Below are 12,039 nucleotides of genomic sequence, written 5' to 3' on the forward strand. Positions count from 1 at the left end.
CGGCCTGATGCTGATTCTCGGCGTGTTCGCCCTGAACCAGATGAGCAAAATCCGCGGCGCTGCCGAGGACATCACCAACAGCAGCGTGCCGAGCATCAAGAACCTCGACGAGTTCACCCAACTGACCTTGCGCCTGCGGGTGCTGTCCTACCGCTTGCTGGTCAACCGCGAGCCGGACGTACAGCAGAAGACCATGGAACTGCTGGACACCCGCAACCAGCAGATCCGCGCCGCCCAAACGGCCTATGAGCCGTTGATCAGCGGCCCGCAGGAACGCGCGGCCTACGATCAATATGTGCAGTTGCTCGGCCAGTACCGCCAGATCGAAGACCGGATGAAGAGCCTGTCGCGCAACAATCAGGTGGATGAGCTGCGCAACCTGCTCAACACCGAGTTGCTGAACAACTCCGAAGCGATGAACACCGTGCTCAACCGCCTGATGCAGATCAACGGCGAGCAGATCAGCCAGACCAATCAAGAGGCGGTCGACCAGTATTCCTCGGCGTTCAATCTGGTGGTCACCCTGCTGGTCGTGGCGACCGGCCTGACCTTCCTGTTCGCCTGGCTGCTGACCATCAGCATCACCAAGCCGATTTCCAAAGCGCTGGACGCGGCGGAAACCATCGCCGAAGGCAACCTGACCCAGCCGATCCACGTCGACGGCACCGACGAAGCCGGGCGTCTGCTGGCGGCCATGGCCAAGATGCAATCGAAGCTGCGCGACACCTTGCAGCGCATCTCCGGCTCGGCCACCCAGCTGGCTTCCGCTGCCGAAGAGCTGAACAGCGTCACCGACGAAAGCGCCCGTGGCCTGACCCAGCAGAACAACGAAATCGAGCAGGCCGCCACCGCCGTCAACGAGATGACCAGCGCCGTGGAAGAAGTCGCGCGCAATGCGGTGAGCACTTCGGAAGCCTCGAAGAACGCCACCACTTCGGCGGGCGACGGCCGTGACCTGGTACAGGAAACCGTCAGCGCCATCGAACGCATGAGCGCCGACGTACAGAGCACCGCGACCCTGATCGGTGATCTGGCGAATGAATCCCGTGACATCGGCAAGGTGCTGGACGTGATTCGTGGTCTGGCGGATCAGACCAACCTGTTGGCCCTGAACGCGGCGATCGAAGCGGCGCGTGCCGGTGAAGCCGGTCGCGGTTTTGCCGTGGTGGCGGACGAAGTCCGTGCGCTGGCGCATCGCACCCAGCAGTCGACCAGCGAAATCGAACGCATGATCGGCAGCATCCAGAGTGGCACCGAACACGCCGTGGATTCGATGCGCAACAGCACCGAGCGCGCCGAATCGACGCTGAACATCGCGCGGGGTGCCGGGATGTCGCTGGACACCATCAATACCGCCATCGTCGAAATCAACGAGCGCAATCTGGTGATCGCCAGCGCCGCTGAAGAACAGGCACAAGTGGCCCGCGAAGTGGATCGCAACCTGGTGAACATCCGCGACCTGTCGGTGCAATCGGCTACCGGCGCGAATCAGACCAGTGCGGCGAGCAACGAGCTGTCGCGCCTGGCGCTGGATCTGAACAATATGGTTGGGCGGTTCAGCCTGTAAGGCCCACTTCGCCATATCGGGAGCAATCCATTGTGGCGAGGGGATTCATCCCCGATCGGCTGCGAAGCAGTCGTAAAACCATCGTGCGAGGTGTATCTGATGCACCTCGCATTCAGCGTTTAGGGCGGCTTCGCCACCCATCGGGGATAAATCCCCTCACCACAGTTTTCATTCGGTGCCCATTCAATGTGATGCCCACGTAAAAAGCTTTTTGACAGCATCACATTTCAACAGGTTAGAATCGCTGGCACGCAGACTGCATGGTCAGTTTGTGCCCGTCTTTACGCTTCTGGAGTACTGCCTTTGAATGCGACGACCATCAACAGCCTGTTCTTGATCGGCGCGTTGCTGGTAGGTGCGAGCATTCTTGTCAGCTCACTTTCCTCCCGTCTCGGCATCCCGATTCTGGTCATTATTCTTGCGGTCGGCATGGCCGCCGGGGTCGATGGCGGCGGGATCATTTTCGATAACTACCCGACGGCCTATCTGGTCGGCAACCTCGCACTGGCGGTGATCCTCCTCGACGGCGGCTTGCGCACACGGGTCTCGAGTTTCCGCGTGGCCCTGTGGCCGGCGTTGTCGCTGGCGACGGTCGGGGTGTTGATCACCACCGGGCTGACCGGTATGGCCGCGGCATGGTTGTTCGACCTGAACCTGATCCAGGGCCTGCTGATCGGCGCCATCGTCGGCTCCACGGACGCCGCCGCAGTGTTCTCGCTGCTCGGCGGCAAGGGCCTCAACGAACGGGTGACCGCCAGCCTGGAAATCGAATCCGGCAGCAACGACCCGATGGCGGTGTTTCTCACCGTGACCCTGATCGACATGCTCGCCAGCGGCCAGACCGGCCTGCACTGGAGCCTGTTGACCCACCTGATCCGCGAATTCGGCATCGGCGGCGTGATCGGCCTTGGCGGTGGCTGGCTGATGCTGCAACTGGTCAACCGGATCAACCTCGCCACCGGCCTGTACCCGATTCTGGTGATCGCCGGCGGTCTGGTGGTGTTCGCCCTGACTAACGCCCTGCACGGTAGCGGCTTCCTCGCGGTGTACCTGTGCGGTCTGGTGATCGGCAACCGCCCGGTGCGCAGCCGTCACGGCATTCTGCACATGCTCGACGGCATGGCGTGGCTGGCACAGATCGGCATGTTCCTCGTGCTGGGGTTGCTGGTTACCCCGCACGATTTGCTGCCGATCGCCCTGCCGGCGCTGGGTCTGGCGCTATGGATGATTCTGTTCGCCCGGCCGCTGTCGGTACTGGTCGGCCTGCTGCCGTTCAAGGCGTTCCACGGCCGCGAGAAAGCGTTTATTTCCTGGGTCGGGTTGCGCGGCGCGGTACCGATCATTCTCGCGGTGTTCCCGCTGATGGCCGGGTTGCCGAATGCGCAGCTGTATTTCAACCTCGCGTTCTTCATCGTGCTGGTGTCGCTGCTGGTGCAAGGCACAAGCCTGCCATGGGTGGCCAAACTGTTGAAGGTGACGGTCCCGCCGGAGCCGGCGCCCATCTCCCGTTCGGCACTTGAAGTGCACATCACCAGCGAGTGGGAGCTGTTCGTTTACAAGCTCGGTGCCGAGAAATGGTGCATCGGCTCGCCCCTGCGCGAGCTGAAAATGCCCGAAGGCACCCGCATCGCCGCCCTGTTTCGTGGCCAGCAACTGCTCCATCCGTCGGGTAGTACGGTGCTGGAGGTCGATGATTTGCTGTGTGTTATCGGCCATGAACACAACTTGCCAGCGCTCGGAAAACTGTTCAGCCAGGCGCCGCAACGCGGTCTGGATCTGCGCTTCTTCGGCGACTTCGTGCTCGAAGGAGACGCCCAGCTTAAAGCGGTTGCCGCGCTATATGGCCTACCGGCCGAAGGCATCGATCCGGACATGACCCTGGGTGCGTTCATTGCCCACAAGGTCGGGGGGGCACCGATCGTTGGCGACCAGGTGGAGTGGAACAACACTCACTGGACGGTCGCGGTCATGGACGGGAACAAGATCGGCAAAGTGGGCGTCAGATTCCCCGAAGGAAGTCGCCCGGGCCCCGGTCTCTTCCTCTAAACTGCGTCCACTCTCACTTGCTTGACCGGTCTCTATGCCTACCCTGCGCTCCTTCTTTTTCGCGGCCCTGCTGGGCCTGAGTCTTTCCGTCGGCCCGCTCTACGCCGCCGAACCGCCGTCCAGCGAAGCCGTGCAGGCCAGCCTCGACAAACTGGCCGACAGCAAACTGCCGGATGCCGACAAAAAGAGCCTGCAGACGGTCCTGCAAACCACGCTCAATCAACTCAACAGCCGGCGTGATTACGACCAGAAGCTGATCGACCTCAAGCAGCAACTGGCCTCCGCCCCGCGGCAGACCATCGAGAACACCCGCGAACTGACGCGCCTCAAGGCCACGCCAGTGGTGCCGGTGGCGCAGCGCTTCACCAAAGAGTCGATCCAGCAATTGGAGCAGATCCTCACCGATCGCTCGACCCAGCAGAGCGACCTGCAAAAGGCCTTGGCCGATGCCAACAGCCTGATCATCACTGCCCAGACCCGTCCCGAGCGGGCGCAGGCGGAAATCTCTGCCAGCCAGACGCGCATCCAGCAGATCAACAACATCCTCAAGTCCGGCAAGGACGCGGGCAAGACCGTCAGCGCCGAGCAGCGCGACCAGTTGAACGCCGAGCTCGCCGCGTTGAACTCACTGATTCCGCTGCGCCGCCAGGAACTGGCGGGCAACAGCCAGCTGCAGGATCTGGGCAACAGTCAGCACGACCTGCTCTCGGAGAAATCCGACCGTCTCGATCGCGAGATCCAGGAACTGCAGACTCTGATCAACCAGAAGCGTCTGGCGCAATCTCAGGAAACCGTGACCCAGCAGTCAATCGAGGCGCAAAAGGCCGGCGGCAGCAGCCTGCTCGCCACCGAAAGTGCGGCCAACCTCAAGCTCTCCGATTACCTGCTCAAAAGCACCGACCGCCTCAACGAAGTCACTCAACAGAATCTGCAGACCAAACAGCAACTCGACAGCCTGACCCAAAGCGACTCGGCCCTCGACGAGCAGATCAACGTGCTCAAGGGCAGCCTGCTGCTGTCGAAGATTCTCTATAAGCAGAAGCAGGCGTTGCCGCGGCTCAAGGTCGACCGCGATCTGGCGGACCAGATCGCCGACATTCGCCTGTATCAGTTCGAAGTCAGTCAGCAGCGCGAACTGCTGAGCAACCCGGCGACCTATGTCGACAACCTGCTCTCCACCCAGCCGCCGGAACAAGTCACCCCGCAACTGCGCAAGAGCCTGATGGAACTGGCCAACACCCGCGCCGACCTGCTGGAGCGCCTGAACCGCGAACTGAGCGCGGTGCTCAACGAATCGATCACCCTGCAACTCAACCAGAAACAATTGCTGAGCACCGCGCAGAGCCTGCGCGCGACCCTTGACGAGCAGATGTTCTGGATCCCCAGCAACAAGCCGCTGGACGCGGAATGGATTCGCGGCGTGCCAGAGCGGCTCAAGCGTCAGATCGACACCCTGCCGCTGGCCTCAAGCCTGAGCGAGCTGACCGACGGCCTGACCCAGCGCCCGCTGTTGTTCCTGCCGCTGGCCTTGCTGATCGGCGCTCTGCTGTGGCGGCGCAAGGCGCTGTACGCACGACTGAACAAGGTTCACCAGGACATCGGGCACTTCAAGCGTGACAGCCAGTGGCATACGCCGCAGGCGATTCTGATCAATATTTTGCTGGCGATGCCGGTAGCGCTGGGCCTGGGCCTGTGCGGCCTGGCCTTGCAGATCGACGCCCGCGGGCAAAACGCCAACATGGGCGCGGCGTTGCTGCAGATGGGCCAGGCGTGGCTGGTGTTCTACACCGCTTACCGGATTCTCTCGCCGGGCGGCGTGGCGGAGTTGCACTTCCGCTGGGACAAACCGCAGGTCGAATTCCTTCAGGGCTGGATCCGCCGTCTCGGGCTGGTGGTGATGGCGCTGGTGACCGTGGTGGCGGTGGCCGAATTGCAACCGGCAGCGCTGGCTGACGACGTGCTCGGCATGCCGGTGGTATTGACCTGCTACGCCCTGATGGCGTGGCTGCTCAGCCGTCTGCTGATCAGCAGTCCGGCCCACGAAAACACCTCATTGTTCCGCAGGGCCGTGGGCGTGATGTTCACCCTGCTGCCAATCGCCCTGTTCGTCGCGGTGTGCTTCGGCTACTACTACACCGCGCTGAAACTCAGCGACCGGTTGATCAACACCCTGTACCTGCTGATGTTCTGGCTGGTGATCGAGGCTACCTTCGTGCGTGGTCTGGCGGTCGCCGCACGCCGCCTGGCCTACCAGCGCGCTCTGGCCAAACGTCAAGCGGCGAAAGAGGCCGGCGACGGCGAAGCAGTCATCGAAGAGCCGACCCTGGACATCGAGAAGGTCAACGAACAGTCGCTGCGCCTGATCCGTCTGGCGCTGCTCGGTGGCTTTATCGCCGCGCTGTACTGGGTCTGGGCAGACCTGATCTCGGTGTTTTCGTACCTCGACAACATCACCCTTTACGAATACACCAGCGGCACCGGCGCCAACATGAGCATGGTGCCGATCAGCATCGGCGACATGCTCGGCGCGCTGATCATCATCGGCATCACCTTCGCCCTGGCGCGCAACTTGCCGGGCCTGCTCGAAGTGTTTGTGCTGTCGAAACTCAATCTGGCGCAGGGCAGCGCCTATGCGACCACGACGCTGCTGTCTTACGTGATCGCCGGTGTCGGTTTTGTCTCGACCCTGTCGACCCTCGGCGTCAGCTGGGACAAGTTGCAATGGCTGGTGGCGGCGCTGTCGGTCGGCCTCGGTTTCGGTATGCAGGAGATCTTCGCCAACTTCATCTCCGGCATCATGATCCTGTTCGAGCGTCCGGTGCGGATCGGCGACACCATCACCATTGGCAACCTGTCGGGCACGGTGAGCAAGATCCGCATCCGCGCCACGACCATCACCGATTTCGACCGCAAGGACATCATTGTCCCGAACAAGACGTTCATCACCGGGCAACTGATCAACTGGTCGCTGACCGATACCATCACCCGCGTCACCCTGAAACTCGGCGTGGATTACGGCTCCGACCTGGATCTGGTCAAGGAACTGCTGCTCAAGGCTGCCCGGGAAAACCCGCGCGTGCTCAAAGAGCCCGAGCCGCACGTGTACTTCCTCAACTTCGGCGAAAGCACCCTCGACCACGAATTGCGCATGCATGTGCGCGACCTCGGTGACCGCAACCCGGTGATCGACGAAGTGAACCGCTTCATCAACCGCGAGTTCAAGAAGCAGCACATCAACATCTCGTTCCGCCAGATGGAGGTGTACCTGAAGAACCTCCACGGTCAGGAATACAAGTTGGTGCCCATCGAGGACGAGAACAAAACCATCGTTCCGATCGGCGCCGAGCAAAAGCCCCTGCAAGAGCCGCCGCCGGCCAAACTCGACTAACCGGTCTGATCCCAGCAGAATGTTCGGACATTCTGCTGGAGCCGGCCCTTGAAAGCCCTCGACGAACTGACCTTCGACAATCGCTTCGCCCGCCTGGGCGATGCGTTCTCCGCTCACGTGCTGCCCGAGCCGATCGACAACCCGCGTTTGGTCGTCGCCAGCCCGGCGGCCCTGGCCTTGCTCGATCTTGATCCGGCAACCGCTGAGACTCAGGAATTTGCTGAACTGTTCGGCGGCCACAAGTTGTGGGCCGATGCCGAACCACGAGCGATGGTCTATTCCGGGCATCAGTTCGGCGGCTACACGCCGCAACTGGGCGATGGTCGCGGGTTGTTGCTCGGCGAGGTCTACAACAACGCCGGTGAACACTGGGACCTGCATCTGAAGGGCGCCGGGCAGACGCCGTTTTCGCGCATGGGCGATGGCCGCGCGGTGCTGCGTTCGTCGATTCGTGAGTTTCTCGCCTCCGAGGCGCTGCACGCGCTGAACATCCCGTCTTCACGTGCCGCCTGCGTGATTGGCTCCGACACTCCGGTGTGGCGCGAAAAGCAGGAACGCGCGGCGATGGTGCTGCGTCTGGCGCCAAGCCATGTGCGCTTCGGCCACTTCGAATACTTCTACTACACCAAGCGTCCCGAGCAGCAGAAATTGCTCGGCGAATACGTATTGGCGATGCACTATCCCGAGTGCCTGGAGCAACCGGAACCGTATCTGGCGATGTTCCGCGAGATCGTCGAGCGCAACGCCGAACTGATCGCCAAGTGGCAGGCCTATGGCTTCTGCCACGGGGTAATGAACACCGACAACATGTCGATCCTCGGCATCACCTTCGACTTCGGCCCGTTCGCCTTCCTCGACGATTTCGACGCCAACTTCATCTGCAACCACTCGGATGATCAGGGCCGCTACTCGTTCAGCAACCAGGTGCCGATCGGCCAGTGGAACCTCAGCGCTCTGGCCCAGGCCCTGACGCCGTTCATCAGCGTCGAAGCCCTGCGCGAAACCCTCGGCCTGTACCTGCCGCTGTTCCAGGCGCACTACCTCGACCTGATGCGCCGCCGCCTCGGTTTCACCAGCGCCGAGGATGACGACCAGAAACTGCTCGAAGACCTGTTGCAACTGATGCAGAACAGCGGCGTCGACTACACCTTGTTCTTCCGCCATCTCGGTGAGGAGTCCGCAGAACAGGCTGTCGCCCGCTTGCGCGATGACTTCGTCGACATCAAAGGCTTCGATGCCTGGGGCGAGCGCTACGTGGCACGGGTTGCCCGCGATGGCGACAGCGATCAGGAACAGCGCCGTGCACGGATGCACGCGGTCAATCCGCTATACATCCTGCGCAACTATCTGGCGCAAAAAGCCATCGACGCCGCCGAACAAGGCGACTACTCCGAAGTACGCCGCCTGCATGCGGTGCTGAGCAAACCGTTCGACGAGCAGCCGGGGATGGAAGGTTATGCCGAGCGGCCGCCGGAGTGGGGCAAGCATCTGGAGATCAGTTGTTCGTCTTGAGGCTCCGGATTCAACCTTGATAAACGCCTCGTACGACTCCAGATCAGTCGTACGAGATATCAACTTAAACCGAGCCCGTCATGACCACTCCACTCCTCATCCCCTGCCCCGCCTGCAACGGCCTCAACCGCATCCCCGCCGAACGTTTGGGCGATCAACCGAAATGCGGGCGCTGCAAGTCCGCGGTGCTGTTGAGCAAGCCGTTCGAACTCAAGCAAGGCGATTACGCCAGCCAGATCAAAGGGGATCTGCCGTTGTTGGTGGATGTGTGGGCGGACTGGTGTGGGCCGTGCAAGTCCTTTGCGCCGGTATTCGAGCAGGCGGCGGCGCAGTTGGCGGGCAAGTGCCGGTTGGCCAAGCTCGACAGCGAAGCCAATCAGCAGTTGTCGGCGCAGCTGGGGATTCGCTCGATTCCGAGTTTGATTCTGTTCAAGAACGGTCGGGAAGTGGCGCGCCAGAGCGGGGCGTTTCCGTTGCCGCAGTTGATGGCGTGGCTGCGCAGCCAAGGGATCTGACCCTCCAGAGACCCCAATGTGGGAGCGAGCCTGCTCGCGAACGCGCCCGTTCAGTCAACAGAGATGTTGAACGTGCTGGCCTCTTCGCGAGCAGGCTCGCTCCCACAGGAGAGTGGAGTGAAATCCGGAAATCAGTGGTCTTCGAGCAGGTTGTGCAGTTCGACAAATTGCTGCGTCAGTTTATGCCTCGGGTCGAGGTGGATCAGCGGGGTGCTGGCCTGGTGCGACTCGCGCATGCGCACCGAGCTGCTCAAGTACACCGGCAGCACCGGCAAACCTTCAGCGATCAACTCATCAAGCATCTGCTGCGGCAGGCTGGCCCGGGCCTGGAACTGGTTGACCACGATGCCTTCGACTTCCAGACCTTCGTTGTGGTCCTCCTTCAACTCTCCGATCTCCGCCAGCAGGCCGTACAGCGCCTGCCGCGAGAAGCTGTCGCAATCGAAGGGAATCAGCACACGATCGGCGGCAATCAATGCCGACACTGCATAAAAATTCAGCGCCGGCGGCGTGTCGAGGTAGATCCGGTCGTAATCTTCCGACAACTCGTCCAGCAACTTACGCAGCTTGTTGATCTTGTGTTTGGCCTCAAGCTTGGGCTGCAGGTCGGCCAGCTCAGCGGTAGCGGTGATGATGTGCAGGTTGTCGAACGGGGTTTCGTAGATGTCGGCCTGGTTTTTCTTCGAGAACGGCCCAGATGACAAGGTTTGCTTGAAGAAATCGGCAATGCCCATCGGTATGTCATCGCCGGTGAGCCCCGTCAGGTACTGAGTGGAGTTGGCCTGGGCATCGAGGTCGACCAACAGCGTGCGATAGCCCTCGCTGGCACTCACCGCTGCCAGATTGCAGGCAATGCTGGATTTGCCCACGCCACCTTTCTGATTGAACACCACGCGCCGCATGACAAAACCTCCGTGTATCAAAGAATGACCGAGTGTAGTTGCCTGTGCGTGCGCTTCGCTACCTTCAACGAAGCGGACTACAGAGTCAGGCGCAAAAATCAGCGGGCACCGCGGGTAAAAACCTCCCGAGTGCGCTGATATGCCCGACAGACAAATCCCGCACGATCCGGATAATGGCCAAATGACATTTTTTCCACGAACCACTCGGTACATTTCGTTGCGTAAAACGTAACCAACATTTGCTACACACTCGTCGCACCGGGATAATGCGCGCCACCCGGCGCCATGCGCCACCTCAGGTCAGCCGCGGCCCTGGCGACTCAAAGCGTCATAAAAGCCCGCAGGGGCGGGATGAACATCCGTGATCAACTTCAACATCGCCCAATGGCGCGCGTGGGCCCCGGGGCTCGACAGCGTGGACGCGTGGCAGGCCTGGAGCCGACAACCGGTCGTACTCCCGAGCAGCGATGCCGCGCCCGATGTGTCGTTTCTGCCAGCCATGCAGCGCCGACGCCTCAGCCGTCTGGCGCGGATGGCGTTCAGTGTCGGCTGGCCGCTGGCCGACGGACGGGAAAACCTGCCGCTGGTGTTTGTTTCACGACACGGCGAAACCCCGCGCACCTTCGAGATCCTCAGTGACCTGGCCAAGGAAGAGCCGTTGTCGCCGACCCAGTTCAGCCTGTCGGTGCACAACGCGATCATTGGTCTGTGGTCGATCATGCGCGGTGAAAGCAGCGAAATGACTGCACTGGCGGCCGCAGGCGATGGCCTGGAACACGGCATCATCGAAGCCTCCGCCCTGCTCGCTGAAGGCGCTCCCGCGGTGCTGCTGATCATCACCGAAGAACAGCCGCCCGAGGCCTATTCGCAGTGGGTCGACGACGTGCCGTTCCCTTATGCGCTGGGTCTGCTGCTCACCCCCGGTACCGACTGGCGGCTGACCCTGAACAGCGGCCAGGAAACAGTGTCCAAAGCGCACTGGCCCCACGCGCTGAATCTGTTGCGCGCCCTGCTCGGTCAGCAAACCCATTGCCAACATGCCTGGAAAAATCGTGTATGGACCTGGCAACGCAACCCGTGACCGAGAAGAACCGCGACGCCTATTACTGGCGCTTGCTGGCCACCGCCGCCAGTTTCACCCTGTTCGGGCTCGGCGGGTTGTGCCTGCGCTTGCTGGTATTTCCGCTGCTCGGCTGTCTGCCGGGTGACGCGCTCAGGCATCGTCAACGCGCGCGGCAAACCGTCAGTCGGCTGTTCTGGTTTTTCGTGCGGTTCATGGCCCGCACCGGTGTGCTGACTTATGACATTCAAGGGGCCGAACGCCTCGGGCGTCCAGGGCAGATGATCATCGCCAACCACCCGTCGCTGATCGACGTGGTGTTCCTGATCGGCTTGGTGCGCCAGGCCAATTGCGTGGTGAAGAAAAGCCTGTGGGAAAACCCCTTCACCCGCGGCCCGCTGCGCAGTACCGAATACATCAGCAACGACGGCAGCATGGACATGCTCGACGCTGCCGCCGAGTCCCTGCAAAACGGCCAGACCCTGATCATTTTCCCCGAGGGCACGCGCACTCAACCGGGTCAGGCGCCAGCCTTTCATCGGGGGGCTGCAGCGATTGCCCTGCGCGGTGCGAAAATCCTTACGCCAGTGGTCATCAAGGTCAATCCGACCACCCTGACCAAGGCCGAACCCTGGTATCGCATCCCCCACCGCCGCGTGCACTTCAGTTTTCGTGTCGGGGCCGATATAGATCCACAGACTTTCGCCACGCAAGGCCCGGCACCGCAGGCCTCGCGCAAGCTCAATGATTATTTGCACTCTTACTACATTAAGGAGCTCGCCGAAGATGAGCGATCTGCACCGTGAAATAAAACTGCTGATCATCGACGCCCTGGGCCTCGAAGACATCAGCGTCGACGACATCGGCGACGAGCAGACGCTGTTCGGCGAAGGCCTGGGCCTGGATTCGGTCGACGCACTGGAACTGGGTCTGGCGATCCAGAAAAAGTACGGCATCAAGATCGACGCCGACGCCAAAGACACCCGTAACCACTTCACCAATGTGGCGAGCCTTGCGGCGTTCGTCACGGCAAAACAGGCAGCTTGAGA

The 12,039-nt window shown here is 61.6% G+C and carries 8 protein-coding genes and 2 pseudogenes; 9 read left to right on the top strand and 1 reads right to left on the bottom strand.

Going from position 1 to position 12,039, the window contains the following annotated elements; genetic code table 11:
- Positions 1–7: 7 nt before the first annotated feature.
- From ACM6I7_RS18155 to trxC, 6 genes and pseudogenes are all read left to right on the top strand, one after another.
- A pseudogene (locus tag ACM6I7_RS18155) lies at positions 8–664 on the top strand (MCP four helix bundle domain-containing protein); the annotation flags it as partial.
- Positions 665–967: 303 nt separating this feature from the next.
- Positions 968–1,567 (top strand): annotated as a pseudogene (locus ACM6I7_RS18160) (methyl-accepting chemotaxis protein); the annotation flags it as partial.
- A 303-nt stretch (positions 1,568–1,870) separates the two neighbouring features.
- Positions 1,871–3,613: a potassium/proton antiporter gene (locus ACM6I7_RS18165; protein ID WP_096794715.1), complete on the top strand. Its 1,743-nt coding sequence runs from the start codon at positions 1,871–1,873 to the stop codon at positions 3,611–3,613.
- 34 nt (positions 3,614–3,647) lie between these two features.
- Positions 3,648–7,001 (top strand): mechanosensitive channel MscK, encoded by a 3,354-nt coding sequence (mscK, locus tag ACM6I7_RS18170; protein WP_097087044.1) that lies wholly within the window; start codon positions 3,648–3,650, stop codon positions 6,999–7,001.
- Positions 7,002–7,049: 48 nt separating this feature from the next.
- Positions 7,050–8,513: a protein adenylyltransferase SelO gene (gene selO, locus ACM6I7_RS18175; protein ID WP_414888983.1), complete on the top strand. Its 1,464-nt coding sequence runs from the start codon at positions 7,050–7,052 to the stop codon at positions 8,511–8,513.
- Positions 8,514–8,593: 80 nt separating this feature from the next.
- Positions 8,594–9,028 (top strand): thioredoxin TrxC, encoded by a 435-nt coding sequence (gene trxC / locus ACM6I7_RS18180; RefSeq protein ID WP_027611346.1) that lies wholly within the window; start codon positions 8,594–8,596, stop codon positions 9,026–9,028.
- Between the two features lie 131 nt (positions 9,029–9,159).
- Here trxC and ACM6I7_RS18185 read toward each other — a convergent pair whose 3' ends face one another.
- On the bottom strand, positions 9,160–9,930 hold the full coding sequence (locus ACM6I7_RS18185) for a ParA family protein (protein WP_098966861.1): 771 nt from the start codon (positions 9,928–9,930) through the stop codon (positions 9,160–9,162).
- A gap of 361 nt (positions 9,931–10,291) precedes the next feature.
- Between ACM6I7_RS18185 and ACM6I7_RS18190 the strand changes: the two genes are divergently transcribed.
- From ACM6I7_RS18190 to ACM6I7_RS18200, 3 genes are read left to right on the top strand one after another with little or no spacing between them, the layout of a single operon-like run.
- Complete coding sequence (locus tag ACM6I7_RS18190; RefSeq protein ID WP_414888984.1) at positions 10,292–11,011, top strand: beta-ketoacyl synthase chain length factor; 720 nt, start codon at positions 10,292–10,294, stop codon at positions 11,009–11,011.
- Positions 10,987–11,796 (top strand): lysophospholipid acyltransferase family protein, encoded by an 810-nt coding sequence (locus tag ACM6I7_RS18195; protein WP_027611343.1) that lies wholly within the window; start codon positions 10,987–10,989, stop codon positions 11,794–11,796. The genes ACM6I7_RS18190 and ACM6I7_RS18195 overlap by 25 nt, the downstream gene beginning before the upstream one ends.
- Entirely contained in the window at positions 11,777–12,037 is a 261-nt protein-coding gene (locus tag ACM6I7_RS18200; protein ID WP_007967290.1) for a phosphopantetheine-binding protein, read from the top strand. Before ACM6I7_RS18195 ends, ACM6I7_RS18200 begins: the two co-directional genes overlap by 20 nt.
- Positions 12,038–12,039 lie beyond the last annotated feature (2 nt).

The organism is Pseudomonas sp. IT-93MI4, from assembly GCF_949767635.1.
Taxonomy (GTDB): domain Bacteria; phylum Pseudomonadota; class Gammaproteobacteria; order Pseudomonadales; family Pseudomonadaceae; genus Aquipseudomonas; species Aquipseudomonas putida_A.

Coding starts and splice junctions, on each gene's coding strand:
- mscK (WP_097087044.1), top strand. CDS start 3,648: ATGCCTACCCTGCGCTCCTTCTTTTTCGCGGCCCTGCTGGGCCTGAGT.
- trxC (WP_027611346.1), top strand. CDS start 8,594: ATGACCACTCCACTCCTCATCCCCTGCCCCGCCTGCAACGGCCTCAAC.
- ACM6I7_RS18185 (WP_098966861.1), bottom strand. CDS start 9,930: ATGCGGCGCGTGGTGTTCAATCAGAAAGGTGGCGTGGGCAAATCCAGC.
- ACM6I7_RS18195 (WP_027611343.1), top strand. CDS start 10,987: ATGGACCTGGCAACGCAACCCGTGACCGAGAAGAACCGCGACGCCTAT.
- ACM6I7_RS18200 (WP_007967290.1), top strand. CDS start 11,777: ATGAGCGATCTGCACCGTGAAATAAAACTGCTGATCATCGACGCCCTG.